We start from the raw sequence: 17912 nt of genomic DNA, 5'->3' as shown, positions 1-17912 counted from the left end.
GAAAGACTAAAACGGCTCCTGCGGGGGCCGTTTTTTATTGTCTACACCTAAGGAAGGTGAGAACAAGTCGTCGCACAGCTCTGGCGTACCGCCAAGGGTATTCAATCGGCACACAATTGCTGTTGAAAGCACATCAAAGCTCATTCACTATCAATTCCTGCACACATGCCAGCACACAAACTATTACCGGGACCAACCATGACAGAAAGCTACCTCTTTGATGTATTTGGCAAACGTATGTCAGTACACCGTGAAAATGGCGTGTGGCGTTTATTTTTGGTGTCCGGCACGGGAATGAGACGCCCTGTTTATGACGTGATTATCCCCGCCGCATTGGAACCCGAGGAATTGGCCACCTATTTGGATGACATCTTCCATGAGCACGCGAGCGCAAGCCATCCGAAGGTGCACTTGCTTTAGGCAATCCTGATGAAGGGTTAAGATAACGAGCCCCCTGGCTCATACATATCAGATTTCAGAGGACCTTATGTACAAAGGGAGTTGTTTGTGCGGTGCTATCCAGTACAGCCTTAACGGGGCTATCAGCGACATTATTCACTGTCACTGTTCCCTGTGCCGAAAATCCACCGGCAGTGCCTATGCCACCAACGGTTTTATAGTGTCACAAGACTTAGAGCTGAGCGATCCCGAAAACAAACTGACCTTTTACGAGAGTGAACCGGGCAAGCGAAAGTATTTTTGTCAGGTCTGCGCCTCTCCCCTTTACAGCGCCAACGCCAAATACCCCGGCCGTTATCGTCTGCGAATTGGCTCCGTCGACTCCGATATCAGCGAGCGCCCCCTGTCCCACAATTTCGTCACCTCCAAGGCCAACTGGGACGAGCTGGATGCCAGCCTTCCCCGCTACGAGGCATTTGAGCCATCCCGCAAGTAACGGCTTGCGCATCCTGAGCAAGCTGACAAGGACTCAAAGGCCGGGGGAATACCCTGGCCTTTTCTCATTGCAGCCCTGACCGGCGCGGATTGAATCGACACATCTACGCTCCGTTCATTCGCACAACAATTCGCGCAAAAAGTGAACCACGTCACTGATTTAGCATTCACTCACTGATACATGGCGAAAAGCGATGGACATTAGATTAGGACAATGCGATGAATAAATTACCAGGTTCTTTTTCGCGCAAACCGTTAGCAATAACATCAACAGCTGCGCAGGAAAAGTGACCGCGCAATAGGGGGGAATTGATATGGCATTTAAAAAATACGCTGCCGAGCATGAGGAAGCCAAGGTCGATATGACTCCCATGCTGGATATCATTTTCATCATGTTGATTTTCTTTATCGTGACCACCTCATTCGTCAAGCCCATGGGGATTGACTACAACAAACCTGAATCCGCGCAAAAGTCCCGTGCCAAGGGGGACAACGTATTTATCACCGTCAGTAAAACCGGATTGGTGACAATGGAGGGGCGTCAGGTGGACGTAGAGAGGATCACAGCCAACATTGAGCGCAAGCTTGCTGAAACGCCGGGGGCGGCGGTACTGATTCAGGCCGACGGCGAGACCCTGCACGGCACTGTGGTAGAGGTGATGGATAAGGTCAAAGAGGCTGGTGTCCATAAAATCTCAGTGACCCAATCCGATGAATAAGCGCATCCATGAAACAGCAATAAAAATGGCTCCCGTGGGAGCCATTTTTTATATCTGAGATCAGCGTCGGTTAAACAGTGCTGCGGCAATATCGCTCCAGCGCGGCTCCTTCCCGTACATGCGGATCCCCAGCTCGAATACCCGGGCAGATGCCCGCGACAGCCACACCACAAACCCAATCAGCAGCGTCAGCGAGCCCAGCCACTCCCACCAGGGCACGTCGGAACTCATGACCCGCAGCGGCATGGCAGAGAAGGACGTTAACGGCAGCCAGCTCAGTAGCTGCATGGCCTGTCCCTCGGCATTGTCCATCACCATAAAGACAGCACCAAGCAACAGGCCCGGCAGCAACATCACCACGGTGCGTCCCGAATGATTGGGGTCGTCGATGGTGGCGGCAAAACCGGCCAGAAAGGTATTGAGCAGCAGTATGCCCACGATGAGAAAGCCCAGCATACACACCAGCTCCACAGCCCCCAACGGAATACTCAGGGATGTTCCGCCACTGATGAGGCTCGCGCCCTGAATGATCAGAACCGTAATAAGGCCATAGGTGGCTATGGTTTTCAGGGAGAACAGTGAAACGCCGATAATTTTGCCATCAATCCATTCCCGGGGTGCAACCAGCGTGAGCAGTTGCTCAGTCACTCGCTGCTGCTTTTCACCTGTGATGGCAGTAAACATCAAGCCAAAACTGGCAAAAAATCCCGTCACCAGCACACTCAAATACACAATACCGACAATGCGCTTCAGCTTGCGGGCCTTTTCATCCGCCAGACTCTCGCGGGTATAACTGATGTCGACAGTCGGCAAGTCATCGATGATTTTTTGCTGCTCCGCCGACAGCGGCAGGGCCGCAATCAACTGCTGTTGATGCCAGCGCTGCAACTGAGGTGTGAGCTTTTCAAGCCAGCTGGTAGATTTTTCCCCCACCAGTTTGAGCTCCCCCGGCCGGATTATCAGCAGCAAGTCCCAGTCCTTGCCGAGGTTGGCTTGTACCTCGTCAATCCTGTCATCCCCGACCCGGGTAAACTGGTAACCGGCAATGGCCGGCAAGGTGTCTCCCACCACGGCAACCCGGTAGTCTTTGTCTATCCAGCCTTTAATCTGCGGCCAGGCCGACATACTGGCAATGATAACCAACATGATGGCCAGGGTGGCCAGTTCCTGTTTCCACTTCAGAAATCGTTTGAATTCAAATACGGCTATCTTCCAGCGGATCATACGCCTTCCCCCACATCCCTGTTGTCACCGCCCACGGCCCGTAAATAGAGTTCATGCAAGTTAGGTTGCAAGGGAGCGAACGTCATCAGTTCGCCAAGGGCACCCAACTCATTCAACAACGCCTGCAGGCTGGCTCCCTTGGCCTTGGTCACCGACAGTTTATCGCCTTCGACCCGGACCGATTCCACCGTTTCCAGGGCGTCCACGGCATTAAGAGTCGGCACCGGATGCAACGCCACCTGATAACCTTCCCCCGGCGACAACTGTGCCATCACTTCGACCAAACTGCCTCCGGCAATGGGCTTGCCATGATTAATCAGCAGCATTTGGTCGGCTAAACGTTCGACCAGCGCCATCTGGTGGGCGCTGAGCACTATGCCCTTGCCCGCCGCCCTGAGTTCGGCCAGCACAGAAACCACCAGCTCCTGATTCACAGGATCCAGTCCGGAGAAGGGTTCATCGAGGATAAGCAGTTCGGGTTCATGGAGAAGGCAGGCAATCAACTGCACCTTTTGCTGGTTGCCCTTTGAGAGCTGGCTGAGTTTATCACTGCGTTTTTCGGCCAGACCAAAACGCTCGGTCCAAAGCGTTATCTGGCTGTCGATGCGCGCCCGAGGCAAACCGCGCAGCTCACCGATGTAAGTCAGGTTTTGAACAACAGTCCTGTCCTGATACAGGCCTCTGTCTTCCGGCAAATAACCATAGTGTTCCCGTGGCAATTGCGATAAGGGCCTGCCATCACGGCTGATATGCAGCTCGCCACCATCCGGCTCCGTCAGCCCCACCAACATGCGGATAAGTGATGACTTACCCGCGCCATTGGGCCCCAACAGAGCGAGGATCTTACCGCCCTGAATATCAAGGCTGGCGCCGTCCACCGCCTTGACCGTGCTGTAGCGCTTCTCAAGCCCCTTTGCCTGAATATGGATCATACCACCTCCCTATGTAGTCATCAGGATTCTAGAGGAGGCGCCAACCAACAAAAAGAGCCCAATTACAATTGATTACACTTAATCCCCTCAGAGTATCCATTAACAGTATCTGCTATTTATTCGCGCAAAAACGGCCAGAATGCCTCTTGCGAAGACCTGCCAATTACGAAAAGATAGGCCTTTGATTTTTATTGCCACTATAGGCCAGCTCCATGCCATTCTTGCCACTGAAATCGTCCCTCACCTTGCTTTCCGTCACCCTGCTGAGCACAGCTCCGGCTTGGGCCACACCCGTTGTTGCCAACCAATTCGTTAATGATGCGGTACTGCCACCCATAGAGGCATGGCAAGGTGCCAGTGAGGCCCTGATGCTGACCCGCGACAGTAAATGGGCCACGCCCTTTGAGCAGAGCGGTGGCCTTGAGAGCCCCGACTACGATGCCACCATGGCCTGGCTCGACAAGTTGGTAAAACGCAGCAAATACCTGTCTAAAGTGAGTCTTGGGAAGAGTCCACAGGGACGGGACATCTGGATGATTGTCGCCAGTAAAGAAGGCGCAGACACCCCGGGCAAGCTGGAAAAGCACGGCAAACCCAGTGTGCTGGTGCAGGCCGGGATCCACTCCGGTGAGATAGATGGTAAAGACGCGGGCATGATGCTGCTGCGGGATATCGAAATGGGCGGCAAGAGTGCCCTGCTCGACAAGGCCAACCTGTTGTTTGTGCCCATCTTCAGTGTGGATGCCCACGAACGCGCCAGCGAATATAACCGGGTAAACCAGCGCGGCCCCGTCACCATGGGGTGGCGTACCAACGCCCGCAACCTTAACCTCAACCGTGACTACGCCAAGGCCGATACCAAAGAGATGCAGTTGATGCTGACCGCCATCAACGACTGGAACCCCAGCCTCTATATCGATGTCCACGTCACCGACGGCATCGACTATCAATACGATGTGACCTTTGGTTACAACCTGAGTCAGGGACTGAGCCCGGCCGCCTTTGCCTGGCTTGACGGCGAATATCGCCCCGACGTTGAAGCTGCCCTCACCCAGGCTGGCCATATTCCCGGCCCACTGGTGTTTGCCCTGGATAACAGCGATATCACCAAGGGCATGTCGCTGTGGAGCGCATCGCCCCGCTACTCCAATGGCTACGGTGATGCCCGCCACTTGCCAACCATCCTGATAGAAAACCACAGTCTCAAGCCCTTCAAGCAAAGGGTGCTGGGCACTTACGTGATGCTGGAGCAAACCTTAAAGACCGTGGGCGAGCAGGCGACGGCGCTTAAGGCCGCCATCATGGCCGACAGCTTTGCCTTCCCTGAGCAGGTTACCCTGACCTGGAAAGAGACACTCCAGCCAAAGGGATGGGATTTTAAAGGAATAGGATACCGGGTTGAAAAAAGCCCCATTTCCGGTGCAGATGTGGTGCGCTGGACCGGTGAGCCCGTGCTGTATCAGCAGCTGCCTGTCATCGGTAATACAGTGCCCGACATCAGTGTCAGCCGCCCGGAGGCCTATTATGTACTGCCCCAATGGCAGGAAGTCATAGCCAAGCTGGAAACCCACGGTATTCGCTATGAGCGACTGCAGCAACCACAGCAACTGACGCTGGGGCAATACAGTTTCAGCAATCCCCAGTTTGGCGCCAAAGACTACGAAGGCCGCCAGCGGGTCAGTGCCGACGTCACCCTGAATAAGGTTGACACCACACTGCCGGCGGGCACCATCAAAATCAGCACAGAGCAGGCACTGGGCGACCTCGCCATTTTGCTGCTGGAGCCCCAGTCACCGGACTCACTGCTGCAATGGGGCCTGTTCAATCCCATCTTCACCCGTACCGAATACATGGAGCAGTACGCAGTAGAACCCATGGCGGCGCGTATGTTGGCCGAAGATCCTGAGCTGAAAAAGGCCTTTGATGCGGCCCTCAAAGACCCCGCATTCGCCGCCGATGCAAGCGCCCGCCTGCGCTGGTTCTATGAAAAGAGCCCCTACTACGACCGGGAATACCTCAAGTACCCCGTTTATCGCAGCTTCTGATGTAAAAAAGCCGGGCTAGCCCGGCTTTTTTGTCCCATGACATCCACTTGTTATCCCTGATGCCCTTGCCTGAGCTCAATGGGCGTAAGGATAAGATCGTCATAAACAAAGAAGCTGTCGCTGCTGGCGCTTTGCCACCAGGACTGCCACACGCCGGTCGCCCTGCCTTCGGCAAGCTCGCCATGGGAAAGCTGTTTTACCATGCTGCTGGCCGACATTGGCAAACCATAAGGTGTGCGGCGCTTTATCATTTGCGGCAACAACTTGGCAGGGCTGTCCAGCCCCATGCCGCCCAGCAGTTCATAAAAGGCATGCAGGGTGTTGTGGTGGAAATTCTTCACCCTGTCACTCTTTACTTCTACGTCCACCGCCTTGCCCCGTACAGGGTCCTGAGTGGCAATGCCCGTGGGGCAATTATTGGTGTTGCAGTGGCGGGACTGGATACAGCCAAGGGCCAGCATCATGGTGCGGGCCGCATTCACGGTATCGGCGCCCAGGGCAAGCTTGGAGAGCAAGTCAAAGGCCGAGGCGGTCTTGCCCGAGGCAATGATACGCACCTTGTCTCTGAGCCCCAGCCCAATCAAGGCATTGTGCACAAAGTACACACCCTCGAGACACACCATGCCCATGCGATTGGTAAACTCCACCGGCGCGGCGCCCGTGCCCCCTTCGGCGCCATCCACAGTGATGAAGTCAGGATAAATGCCGGTTTCCAACATGGCCTTGCCGATGGCCAAAAACTCCGCCGGATTGCCAATACACAGCTTAAAACCAACGGGTTTGCCGCCGGATAACAGCCTCAGCTCACGGATAAATCCAAGCAGCGCCTTGGGTGTGGCGCACATGGGGTGCACCGCAGGCGACACACAATCCCTGTCGGTGGGGATAAGGCGGATACGGGCAATCTCCGCCGTAATCTTGGCCTTGGGCAGGACACCACCATGGCCGGGCTTGGCACCTTGTGACAGCTTGATTTCAATCATCCGCACCTGGGGCTGGCAGGCCTGACGGCTGAATGCCGCAGGGTCGAACTCCCCTTCATGGGTGCGGCAACCAAAAAGGCCCGAGCCAATTTGCCACACCAGATCGCCGCCATGTTCGAGGTGGTGATCGCTTATGCCACCCTCGCCGGTGTTATGGTAAAAACCGCCTTTCTTCGCCCCCAGATTCAGCGCCTGAATGGCGTTGGATGAGAGGGAGCCAAAGCTCATGGCCGAAATATTCAGCCGCGAAGCACTGTAAGGCTTTAAACATTCATCGCCACCAAAGCGCACCCGCTTGCTCTCTTCTTTCACCTCACAGGGGTTTAATGAGTGCCACAAACTCAGGTAGTTATCGGCCAAAAGGTCGCGCTGAGTGCCGAAGGCGATGGTGTCGCGCTCATTTTTGGCACGCTGATATACCAAAGAGCGCTCTTCGCGGTTAAAGGGCTTTTCTTCGGTGTCGCTGGCGATGAAATACTGCTGGATCTCCACCCGAAAAGATTCAAGCCCATAACGGATATAGGCCACCACGGGGTAAAGCCTGTTCAGGCTATGGCGGGAAAGGAAGAGGTCGTAGGCACCAATCAGGGTGTAGCCCAGGGTAAAGGCCAGCAAGAGCCAAGCACCCAAACCGGGATGCCAGCTACACAGCCAGATTGCCAGGGCGTTGCCCAAGGTAGCCATCAGCCAATACAGCTTTTGCATGAGTGTCATAGTTCTATTCCTTGAGCATGCCGTCGCACTGCCGAAACGTCCTGTTTCACCGAAACGGCATCATTGATTTTAAAATCATGCTACTTGCTGGCGCGCCAACAAAAAAGCCCCGAATACAATTCGGGGCTAGCCTGGCCTCACCACACTTCGGCCAACCGCTCAAATCCGGCTGGCGGAATGGCGCTTTGGCGCCAATAACGACCACCGTCGTCGGTGCGTCCCAACAGGGACTTGTTGACCAACTCCCGCCGGATAAGGGGATGATCACCAAACCCGATAAAGGGTTTTAGCAGCGCATTCACCTCGGCCTCACTGTACTCCACCCCATACCGGAAACGGCACCAGAAAAACCACAGACTTTGCTGCTGCAAGGCGTAACGGCCAGGCCATTGCCTGAGCACATAGTCTTGGTCCATAAAGGGTTTCAGCTTGGCCGGAATATCCACGGCCAGGGGTTCCAACCCTGACTCGTCCGCCTCCAGCGGTAACTGCTGCGCCTTAAGCTGCTGAAAGTTTTGATGCCCACTGGCCTTGGCGAGCAGGTTCAGCATTTCTACATGGGTAGGGAATTGCTCGCAAGCCATCAACTGCTTGCGAAGGGACTTGGCCAATGCCGAGATATCGGCGGCCACAAATGGAATAACCTGTTTCATGACTATACCTCACACAGGCGCGCCCGCCCTGGGGTGTCAGTGATCGCCGACTTCCAACGGGGCACGCGAATGTACGGTACCGGATTCAGGTGTAAGGCAGGTTTAGCTCGGCTTGCGCCGCGGCGATGTCTGGGTGAACTGCAGACCCAGACGACATCATAACCAGAGGCGCAAAAAGCGCAAGTCGCTCGTCTGAACGAAGCCTATCCGGGCCCATAAGCGCAAACTCACACCTCCTCCGGCCCCTGATACTCCGCGATGCCGCGTCCAAAGCAGCCGAGCTCGTCCAGCACCGCCATAATCCTCGGCAATCCATGCAACCGCTTGTGCACCTGAATAAAAATTTCGCCGCGATAATCGCTGTTAAAGGACACCGGCAGCCGTACCAGCGAGCTCAGTATGGGATGGGACATCAGGGCATCGTAAAGTACCATGGCGCCGAGTCCCTGCACGCAGGCCCCCAACTGCACGTTGAAGTCGTCGCTGGCAAAGACGGGTTTAAACCCGGGTAACAGTCGATGCAATTCACGGTTTATCATGAAATGCCCCTGGTCTTCACTCCAACAGATGAGTGCAAGGTCAGCGAGGGTAGCCCCCGGTGGCAGTGACGCCGCATAGTCCCGGCTGCCATACAATCGGGGTTGACTCAGTATCTTGCCAACCGTCATCAGTCCGGGCTCCGCCACCTGCCGGGTGCGCAGGGCTATGTCTGCTTCGCCCCGGGACAAATCAAGCAGATGAGTTGAAGACAGCACTTCCAGAGTCAATGCCGGGAATCGTGCCCTCAGTCTCTGAGCCAACTGAGTCAGCAATGTCAGGGCAAGTCCCGGCGGCGCAGTAATACGCACCTTACCGGCCACACGTTCAGCGGGCCTGGCCAGGCTCACCTCGGCATCATGGGCCCATTGAGCCATTTGGGCCGCAGCGGGTAACAGCCGCAACCCCGCAGGCGCCAGTTCACAGCCCTGGGATCGGCGAATGAACAAGGGCTCACCCAACTGCCCCTCAAGTTCTGCGATGCGTCGGCTCAGGGTGGGTTGCCCCAGGCCCAGTTGCCGCGCCGCGGCGCTGAAGCTGCCAAGCTCTGCAACCGCCACAAACAAACGAATGTCTTCCCAGTTCAGCCCCTGCTTCATTCTATTGCCATCCAAATACGAATACCCACATACGATATTCGCCAATTGAGACCAATGTCCATCCATGAAAGCATAACCACAAGACAAAACAGTCAGAACACCGCAAGGATGAAATATGAACACCCGCAACCTTAGTGCCGCAATACTGCTTGGGCTGATGATGGCAAGCCCGCTTGTAACGGCCCAATCCGATGCCCAGCAAACCCAGCATGCCAGCCAGGCTGCCGTACTGGGCAAGCCCGTGAGCCTGGCCGAGATGGAAGCGAGCCTCGCCACACCAGGGCGCCTGGGCTTCAGCGTTCATACCAGCGCCAACTGGCAGGTACCGCTGAGGGGCTTGCTCAATCTTGAGGCTCCCGCCGCCAAAGCGGCCGGTAAAAAAGATGGGGATGAACCCATTCAGGTTTACCTGTATGAGTTCACGCACCCACAGCATGGCCGCTTTTTTATCGATACCGGCGTGGCACAGGGGTTACTGGAGGCGCCCACCCGGCATGGTGTACAAGCGGAACTCTTCCAGGCATTTGGCCTCGGAAAAATCCAGCTGCTGCAAAGCACCGGGGAAATTGCATCAGGCGGCAAGCCTCTGTGCGGCATCTTTCTGACCCACCTGCATCTGGACCATATCATCGGCCTGCCGGATCTGGCTGCGGATATCCCCCTCTACGTTGGCCGCAACGAGCATCTGAGCCTGAGTCCCCAAAATCACATGACCCAGGCGACAACAGATGCTCTGTTGTCGGGCAGGCCGCCGCTGAATGAATGGGGTTTCGATAAAGGCGAAGCCATAGACGTTTTTGGTGACGCCAGCGTATATGCATTGCACACCCCGGGGCATACCGAAGGCAGCACCGCCTATGTGCTCAATACCCTTGATGGGCCGGTGTTGATTGCAGGCGACACCTGCCATACGACATGGGGATGGCAACAGGGTGTGGAACCCGGCTATTTCACCCGGGATAAGTCACAAAACCGCATAAGCCTGTTGGCGCTGAAGGCCCTGAGTGACAGACACAGTCAACTGAAGGTGTATCTGGGCCATCAGCAGCTGTGACCCCGCGTTGTAGAGGCCGCCAAAGCGTGCTTCAAAAAAACAGACCCGGAAATCCCGGGTCTGTTTTACGCGAGTGCCAGACTTCAGCCCTTTGGCCAGCCCACCACTGAGGCATTGGCCCAGTTGCCGCAGACGCCCTTGGCTGTGCCTTCGGTTTGCAGGCTCAGGGTTTCAACGCCGCGGATATCCAATTCTGGCTTGACCACGGCGGGCGCCTCAATCAGGCCCGAGTCGTACATCAGCTTGCCGTCACCAAATATCTTAAAGTGCATGCCACCCTTGGTTTTGCAGCTGTCGTCGATACCAAGATCAGCCCGCAGCAGCTGCCAGTTACCTTCGAGACGATAGTCGACCCTACTGTTGGCAGCCATCCCCAGCCCCTTGCTGAACTTAAGGCCGTTCATGCTCATGGGTTTGCCACCGATAGCAGTGTTTAACGCCACACGGCTGCCAGCGGACTTATCCAGCTTTTGCGGCGAGAGTTCGGCGAGGAACTGCTGGGTTTTGGGCGCTTTGGGCTCGGGCGCGGTCAGTACCTTGAACTCGCTGATGGTGATTGGCGTGACGCTCTTTGGCAGCAGCGCATTGAAGGCGCCGCCCTGACTCTTGGCTGCCGTCACCATGGGGTCATTGCCAAGTTCATTCTGGGTGCTCAGTACCCTGAAGCGCAGCAGGCTGCCGGGCTTGGGCGCAAACGTCACCTTCTGCATGGTTTGGGATTTATCCAGCCTGCCCTTGGCCACCGGCTCGCCCCACTCGCCATTGTTTTCACCCAGGTAGACCTCGTAGTCGGCCACCTGACCATACTCCCAGTGCTTGTCGTTACGGGGCGCGATTTCAAACCCGGCAATAAAGCGGCGCTCGCCCAATGCCAGGGTAAACTCGTGTGCTCCGGTCTTTTGTGCCTGATCCCGCTTGGTTCTGAACCAGGTATCCGGATTGCCATCGAAGGCATTTTCCAGCGGATGCCCTGCTTCTTCGGCGGGACGGGCAAGCACCAGCAGGCTGTCGGCAGGGATTTCATTGCCAAGCTCGGGCGCCTGTGCATAACCTGCGGTGGCGGCAAGCTGCTGTGATTCATCAATTTCCAGCTTGAACTCCAGCGCCTCACGCACCGAGACTTTCTCGGTTTTCACCAACACAGTGCCGTACCTGGTATCGGAATAAGTCCAGCCACTCTTGGCCTTGGCGAGCGCCGCTTCATCCTTGAGGGCTTTAAGCTTTTTACCATCAAGCAGCACAGCCTGGGGCTTGATGCGGGTATGCAGCCACAGCTCGTAAACTCGCGCTTCATCCTGGCCATCAAACTTGCCCTCTGCCGCGCCAATGCTGACCTCAATGTCACCAGCCGTGCCTTCGGGCGCCTTCACCGCAAAGCGCTGGCGGGCAAACTCGCCCTTCTGATAACGGCGGGTGTTGCCATCGTCTTCATACATCAGGTATTCCGACTCGCCATGAGGGTAAATATCCAGAGTCAGCACATCCTTGGGCTTGTGGCCGTCGTACAGCGCCTCTGGGTACATGGGGATAATGGCACCGGCACGGACAAACACCGGGATGGTGTTCAAATCCACCTGATAATCGATGCTGGCGCCGCCTTCAGGGGCATCCACCACCCGGCCGTCCCAGTAATCAATCCACTGGCCTTTGGGCAGGTACACGTCTTCACGCCAACCTTTGCTGGCTGTCTGTGAGCGATACACGGGGGCCACCAGCATGTCTTTACCCAGCAAAAACTGATACTTGTGCGCTTCTGTGTTGGCAGTGGGGTCGTCGCTGTAGTCCCACATCAGGCCGCGTACTATGGGCGCGCCGGTTTGCTCGGTTTCAAATGCCGTGGTGTACATGTAGGGGGTGAGGCGCATTTTCAGCTTCAAATAGTCGCGGTTGATGCTGCGATAGGGCTCATCGAACCACCAGGGGTGCTTGCGCGCCGCTTTTGACCAACCGGACATACCCATCAGCACAGGGGTAAAGGCCTTCCACTGCAAATCACGGGTAAAGGTTTCCGGGCTGCCACCAAAAATGGCGTCCACATCGCCGGTGGCATAAGCCTGACCGGACAGACCCGAGCCAATGAGGGTGGGAATATGCCAGCGGATATAGTCCCAACTGCCGGACTGATCGCCGGTCCAGGTCACCGCGTAGCGCTGCATCCCGGCCCAGCCCATCACGGTCCAGAGGAAGGGGCGCGAGTCTGAATTATCCAGAATGCCATCGGCGGCGGCTTTGTTGGCATCCAGCGCATGCTGATAACCCTCACCGGTCCAGGCCACATCGAGTTTTTGCGCCCGGGTGCCTGCCTTGCCTACTTCCCAGGCGATTTTATCTACCCCATCTTCGGTCCAAAGGCCGGTTCTGAAGCCGTATTTGGCAAGCCCTTCAACCACCTTGGGCAGGTCGGTATAGCCGCAGCCATAACCGTCGTTGGGTAATATCCAGCCGCCGGGCATATCATGCTCGCGATATTTTTTGGCAACTGAATCAATCACATCCGGCGTAGTGCCCGTAGGGCCATCGCTCCAGCCATCGGGCACAGTGCCGGGCTTTTTGACGTTGTCGCCATCGTTGTAACAGTCGGCGTCGCCGTATTCAAATGCCCAGCGCGGGATGAGTCTGGCGCGGCCGGTGAGCTCGGTGTAGTCGGCCAGCACCTGTTGAATGCTGCCGGGGGCGAAAAAGAAGGCATCGAAGCGGGTTTCATCGTGGCCGAGGCGCAGGGCGTCGCTGCTTCTGAAGTCATAGCTGCCGTTGGCCCAGGTGTTGCGCAGCACGCCATAACCCTTGCTCGACAGGTAAAAGGGCGCCGGACTTGGTCTGTCGCCCTCTTCCCAGCCACCTGAGTATGAGATTTCCAGGCTCTTGCCCTTGAACTCAAACGCGCCGTTTTGCTGGCCGCCACCGAAGAAGCGCTCGTCGGCATCTGTACTGAGGGTCTGTACCGTGCTGGTGTCACCCAGCTCCAAACTTTGCAGCTCCTCGGTGATAAGGGTTTTGTTATCAGGCTGATACAGAGCAAAGCGCAGCGGCGCTTCATAAATTCGCAGTGCCAGCGCCTCGGTTTTCAGCAGCCGATAGTCGCCCTCATCGCTTAAAGTAAAGGCCACCGCCGGGTAATCGTTTTTAATCACAATGGCGGCGGCCTTGCTGCCCTCGCTCACCAGCTTGCCATTGGCCCCCGCCTGAATGCGGATAAGCGCAGGCTTGAGCACACTCAATTGCACCAGGGCACCGCTGTCGGTGCGAATATTGACGGTGGCACCGTCCTGTTTGAGGGTATCCAGCTTGCCCACGGGGGCGGCATTGGCAATAAATCCGAGAGGCGCCATCATCAAGGCCACGGCCAGCGCCAGTGGGCGGGGTCTGGCACGGGAGCGCCATGCAGAAAGTGAGGGTGAGAGGCTTGCCATAATTATCCTTATCGTCAAACGGCCCTGTGACTTGCAGCTACTGATGACACCCTGGCAAACACACCCAAAGGCAGCAGTGACTGTGGTCATCTTTTCAATCAGATGACTATAAGAACAGCTTAAACGAAAGTTTTCAACACTTTTGAAAGCTTTCGATTTTGATTACCAATTTGGCTTAACCCGACATTCTACACCTTGAGAAAAGCGTCACTCTCATGCTATCGGCTTACGGGCCTTGATGGAAAATACCATTGGAATGGGCTTGCCATTGATGCGCTGGCGAAAACGGCCGGGCTCTTCTTCTGCGAGGTTTTCGAAGCAATTGTAGGGGCTGAAGTCATATTCACGCAGCGACTCTATCACCAACCCGGCGTTAATCAGCGCCGAGACCACCTGCCCCAGATCGTGTGACCAACTGACCATGGTGTTTTCGGCGTCGTGGCTGTTTTCGGTATAACTGCCCTCTTGCTCCACATCGGCCTTGCCGGTGTGGAAGTAATCATAACCATCGAGCAGCGCCTTGATGGGGTGAAACTCGGCGAGAAAAAATAGCCCACCGGGCTTAAGACAGGAAGCAATGGTGTTGGCCCAGGCGGTTAAATCCGGCAGCCAGCAAAGCACCCCGTAAGAGGCATAGACCAGGTCAAAGTCGCCCTCAATCAGGTGGCGGGCATCCAGGACATTGCCACACACAAACTGCACAGGCACTCCGAGGTTTGCCTCGATATTAAGGGTATCTGTAATCTGATTCGCGGCGGCAATGGCCTTGGGAGACAGGTCAAGCCCAGTCACGGAGGCGGCGCCCTCACGGGCCCAGGACAGGGTGTCCTGACCAAAGTGACACTGCAGGTGGAGCACACTTTTACCCCGCACATCCAGCTCGGCAAGTTCTATTTCGCGAAGGCTTGTGTTACCGGCCATAAAACCGGGCATATCGTAAAAGTCGGATTCGAGATGCAGCTCGGTACGGTTATCCCAAGCGAGCTGATTGATAGTGAGAAAGTCGTCCATGAGAAGTCATCAAAGCTGGTTAGCGGTAGATGCCGTCAACCATAAGCCCCTTGGCCGCTTTACACCAGCTTTGATTTGCTCCGGGATCAAGGTGCCAGGCTCAACCGGCGAGAGAAACCTTGCTCTCACCGGCGGTCTGCCGGGCACGCATGTGCCGATAGAGTCGTGCAAGCCCAGCAAGTGGCAACAGCAACAGCAGATTCAGCTGGACGCTCACAAGCGGCAGGTCCGGAAATGGCGCGCGGGCTTGCAGGGCCGAGACCAGTACAATGCCGTAAAACACAGACATTATCAGCAACATATGCTTTGAACTCAGTTGGCACTCAGGCACCCAATGCGCCGCGAGTCGGGCCGAGCCCCATCCCAGCCAGGCGCCCATCATCACATCCAGCGGCCAGTGCGCACCATTGGTGATACGGCTCAGGCCAACCATCACGGCCGCGAGCAGAATCAAGGCCTTAATATCGGTGCGACGACACAGGGTCCAGGCCATGCCCGCAATCACAAATACTGTGCCCGTGTGGGCCGATGGGAAACTGTGGTTGAGACGCATCGCGCCAACGATACGGATATGTTCCAGCACAGCAGCCGGGCGCATCACATCAAAACCTTGTTTCATGGCGTTGATCAACAAGGCCGCAACCGCAATAGCGCTAAGAGACTTCCAGAAGATGGATGGACGAAAACAGAGGATAGTCAACCAGATACAGGCTGCGGTAACGCCATTGCCCCAATCGGTGACAAGGGCCAGCGGGGTGTCAGGCACCAGCCTTCCCGTCTGATTAATAAAAAGAAACAACTGCTGGCTGGCCGAAGGCACCAGACTGAAAAAAATGGCCAGCGACCCCAAAACCAAAAAGACGACCTGAGCCCCGGAAATATGCGTGTTACCCAGCTTCATCAGCTGCCCCAATGTTGTTTAATTGTAATCTTTTGGGGAGCAGCATATAGCCACTTATGTCAATGAAGTGTCCACATGCGTCATACTTTGGTTGAACACGACTTGGGCCACCACCCCATCGGGTGTCATACCCATGGAAAAGTGCCAGCCATAACGCTTGCAAATATCTTCCACCAGAATGAGACCAATACCGTGGCTCTCACCATGCGCTATGGTCTCACCGCCGAGGTTGGCGATCTGAATGCCGCTGGCATCGGTACGCAAATATACCCGCGCGCCCACACTGTGGATAAAGGCATTGGCCAGCAGGTTTTCAATCAGGCAAGCAAGCAAAAGCGGATGTGCCGACAGTTGGCACGGGCTGACATGCATGGAGAACTCCGCGGCGCTGCTCTGCCTGCAGATGGCCAATCGCTCCAGCAAAGGCGCCAGGAAGGTCTCATCGAGCAGGCATTGACCATCATCCTGCTCCGTTCGGCGCGCAAGCAGCAGGAGTACGCCGGTAAGATTTTCCATTTCCCACACAGCACGCATAGCCCGCTGCATGGCAGGTGCCTCCCTGTCTCCCATTTTGCTCAGGGCCAGCTTAAGTACCGTCAGCGGTGTGCGAAACTCATGGCTCACGTAATGGGTAAACTTCTTCTCCCGGGCCAGCGCCTCTTTTACCCGGGCATGGCTCTGATTAAGGGCATTCACCAGGGCCACATATTCCCGGGTGTCATCCTTCAGCGTGATGGGTTCCAGCACCCGGGAATCGGTTTCCAAATGCCGGGCAAGGGAATCGAAGGGCTTACCGATACGCCTTGCCGTGTTGCGGATATAGAGACTTGAAAAGAGCAGCAGGCTGGCACCACCGCCAATGAGCAAAGTATCAAGTAAAAAATCCTGCCAGCCCTCAAGTTCAAACAAGTCGGGGCGCTGCACCAGATAGAGAGGTCCTGAGTCCCGGGCAACCACCAGCACGTTGAATTCCACATCAATGTTGGGATGTCGCAGGTTATAAAGACCGGGGGCGGCGGACGGCAACTGGGCGGCAAGCTCAGCCGGGAGCGAAGGCAACAACTGAATTTGCGCCTCATCGGAAGGCGACAAAGCCCCGTGTTCATGCGCATCAATCAGTTGCGGTGCCACCGTCTGCAAAAAGGCGCCACTGAGATGGTTTTCCAACGCATGGATGCCGTATTCAATCAGGAGGGCGTAGCAGCCAAGCAGCACCGCCGCCCCAATCATAAAGCTGCGGTTTATCTTCTGCGCAATATTGGCGTTCACAGCAAGCGATATCCTTTGCGGGCCTGGGTATGGATGCGTTTCTCGGGAAAGGGTTTGTCGAGCTTTTGCCGGAGCAGGTAAATGTGTTTACGCAAAATATCGTCGTCTGGCGGTCCCTCTGGCCAGAGCGCGCGCTCCAGTTCTTCCCGGCCAAGCAACTTGCCCGGATGCCGCATCAGGCAGGTGAGCAGCGCAAAACACACCGGGGGCAGCAGCAGCTCCACACCGGATCTGAAGGCCTTGTGGCTGCGTAAATCCAACTTGATGTCTTTATAGGTTAAGGCCTGGGCAAAGCCCTGACCCGAGCAGCGACGCACCACGGCACCGATACGTAAACGCAATTCATCCAAATCGAATGGCTTAACCAGATAATCATCGGCGCCGGCGCCAAGCCCGGCAAGCAAGTCTTCACGGGTATCCCGGGCCGTCAGTATGATGATGGGAGTATTGACCCCGGCCTCGCGCAGGCGGCTGCACAGCACCAGGCCATCCATGCCGGGCAGATTAAGATCCAGCAAAATCAAATCGTAATGATGCATCTGCGCCAATCGGAATCCCTGCAAGCCATTGATAGCAAAGTCCCAATCGTTATCTGATAACTCTTCAGCCAGGGATGCGGCAATGTCCGCATTGTCTTCAACCAGCAGAATTTTCACCCAAAAACCTCAAGCGCCTTTTTCGGATTAGATGAGGTTCCCGGCGCCGGGTTCCCCGATGCCGTTGGGCTTATGAGGGCTTCCTTGGCGGCCTTTGAAAGTTTCTTGACCGCCAGCTCACGGCGCAGCGCATCGCCACGACTGCCCACATTCTCCTGGTACACCAGGGTCAGTGGGCCACGGCCACGCAAATATTTGGCGGCCCTGGGACCGCCACGCTGATGCTCATCAAAACGGCGTGCCACGTTGGTGGTCACGCCGGTGTACAGCTCGCCGGTGGCGCAGCGGATAATATAGAGTTGCCAGACAGG

General features: G+C 56.1%; 15 protein-coding genes and 1 pseudogene. 5 read left to right on the top strand and 11 right to left on the bottom strand.

Annotated features, from left to right (window positions below; translation table 11 throughout):
* Positions 1 to 198 precede the first annotated feature (198 nt).
* From K0H79_RS00770 to K0H79_RS00760, 3 genes are all read left to right on the top strand, one after another.
* Positions 199 to 420 (top strand): hypothetical protein, encoded by a 222-nt coding sequence (locus tag K0H79_RS00770; protein WP_220077016.1) that lies wholly within the window; start codon positions 199 to 201, stop codon positions 418 to 420.
* A 67-nt stretch (positions 421 to 487) separates the two neighbouring features.
* Positions 488 to 895, top strand: a complete 408-nt coding sequence (locus K0H79_RS00765) for a GFA family protein (RefSeq protein WP_220077015.1) — start codon at positions 488 to 490, stop codon at positions 893 to 895.
* Between the two features lie 313 nt (positions 896 to 1208).
* The gene (locus K0H79_RS00760) at positions 1209 to 1613 is read left to right on the top strand and encodes a biopolymer transporter ExbD (protein ID WP_220077014.1); all 405 of its coding nucleotides are present in this window, start codon (positions 1209 to 1211) and stop codon (positions 1611 to 1613) included.
* A 60-nt stretch (positions 1614 to 1673) separates the two neighbouring features.
* Here the strand turns inward: K0H79_RS00760 and K0H79_RS00755 are convergent, their stop codons facing one another.
* Positions 1674 to 2837 carry an ABC transporter permease gene (locus K0H79_RS00755; RefSeq protein ID WP_220077013.1) on the bottom strand — a complete coding sequence of 388 codons (1164 nt, stop codon included), beginning with the start codon at positions 2835 to 2837 and terminating at the stop codon, positions 1674 to 1676.
* On the bottom strand, positions 2834 to 3769 hold the full coding sequence (locus K0H79_RS00750) for an ABC transporter ATP-binding protein (protein WP_220077012.1): 936 nt from the start codon (positions 3767 to 3769) through the stop codon (positions 2834 to 2836). The genes K0H79_RS00755 and K0H79_RS00750 overlap by 4 nt, the downstream gene beginning before the upstream one ends.
* A 212-nt stretch (positions 3770 to 3981) precedes the next feature.
* Between K0H79_RS00750 and K0H79_RS00745 the strand changes: the two genes are divergently transcribed.
* Positions 3982 to 5814, top strand: coding sequence for a M14 family metallopeptidase (locus K0H79_RS00745; protein WP_220077011.1), 1833 nt, complete (start codon positions 3982 to 3984; stop codon positions 5812 to 5814).
* 50 nt (positions 5815 to 5864) lie between these two features.
* Here the strand turns inward: K0H79_RS00745 and K0H79_RS00740 are convergent, their stop codons facing one another.
* The 3 genes from K0H79_RS00740 to K0H79_RS00730 form a co-directional block, all read right to left on the bottom strand.
* On the bottom strand, positions 5865 to 7511 hold the full coding sequence (locus K0H79_RS00740) for an FMN-binding glutamate synthase family protein (protein WP_220077010.1): 1647 nt from the start codon (positions 7509 to 7511) through the stop codon (positions 5865 to 5867).
* Between the two features lie 137 nt (positions 7512 to 7648).
* Positions 7649 to 8164 (bottom strand): DUF2087 domain-containing protein, encoded by a 516-nt coding sequence (locus K0H79_RS00735; RefSeq protein WP_220077009.1) that lies wholly within the window; start codon positions 8162 to 8164, stop codon positions 7649 to 7651.
* A 227-nt stretch (positions 8165 to 8391) separates the two neighbouring features.
* Complete coding sequence (locus tag K0H79_RS00730; RefSeq protein ID WP_220077008.1) at positions 8392 to 9300, bottom strand: LysR family transcriptional regulator; 909 nt, start codon at positions 9298 to 9300, stop codon at positions 8392 to 8394.
* 115 nt (positions 9301 to 9415) lie between these two features.
* On the opposite strand from K0H79_RS00730, the gene K0H79_RS00725 reads away from it, so the two are divergent.
* Complete coding sequence (locus K0H79_RS00725) at positions 9416 to 10354, top strand: MBL fold metallo-hydrolase (RefSeq protein ID WP_220077007.1); 939 nt, start codon at positions 9416 to 9418, stop codon at positions 10352 to 10354.
* An 83-nt stretch (positions 10355 to 10437) separates the two neighbouring features.
* On the opposite strand, the gene K0H79_RS00720 is transcribed toward K0H79_RS00725, so the two are convergent.
* From K0H79_RS00720 to K0H79_RS00695, 6 genes and pseudogenes are all read right to left on the bottom strand, one after another.
* The gene (locus K0H79_RS00720; RefSeq protein WP_220077006.1) at positions 10438 to 13764 is read right to left on the bottom strand and encodes an NPCBM/NEW2 domain-containing protein; all 3327 of its coding nucleotides are present in this window, start codon (positions 13762 to 13764) and stop codon (positions 10438 to 10440) included.
* Between the two features lie 213 nt (positions 13765 to 13977).
* Positions 13978 to 14775 (bottom strand): bifunctional 2-polyprenyl-6-hydroxyphenol methylase/3-demethylubiquinol 3-O-methyltransferase UbiG, encoded by a 798-nt coding sequence (locus K0H79_RS00715; protein WP_220077005.1) that lies wholly within the window; start codon positions 14773 to 14775, stop codon positions 13978 to 13980.
* Positions 14776 to 14875: 100 nt separating this feature from the next.
* Positions 14876 to 15676, bottom strand: coding sequence for a phosphatase PAP2 family protein (locus K0H79_RS00710; RefSeq protein ID WP_220077004.1), 801 nt, complete (start codon positions 15674 to 15676; stop codon positions 14876 to 14878).
* 54 nt (positions 15677 to 15730) lie between these two features.
* Positions 15731 to 16945, bottom strand: a complete 1215-nt coding sequence (locus tag K0H79_RS00705) for a histidine kinase dimerization/phospho-acceptor domain-containing protein (RefSeq protein ID WP_220077003.1) — start codon at positions 16943 to 16945, stop codon at positions 15731 to 15733.
* Positions 16942 to 17601, bottom strand: a complete 660-nt coding sequence (locus K0H79_RS00700; RefSeq protein ID WP_220077002.1) for a response regulator transcription factor — start codon at positions 17599 to 17601, stop codon at positions 16942 to 16944. The genes K0H79_RS00705 and K0H79_RS00700 overlap by 4 nt, the downstream gene beginning before the upstream one ends.
* Positions 17598 to 17909: pseudogene (locus K0H79_RS00695) on the bottom strand (GIY-YIG nuclease family protein); the annotation flags it as partial. The pseudogene K0H79_RS00695 and the gene K0H79_RS00700, both read right to left, overlap by 4 nt.
* Between the last annotated feature and the right edge of the window lie 3 nt (positions 17910 to 17912).

Origin of the sequence: Shewanella sp. FJAT-52076 (assembly GCF_019457455.1) — a bacterium.
Classification (GTDB): Bacteria; Pseudomonadota; Gammaproteobacteria; order Enterobacterales; family Shewanellaceae; genus Shewanella; species Shewanella zhangzhouensis.
This window is presented reverse-complemented; position numbering and strand designations above follow the sequence as displayed.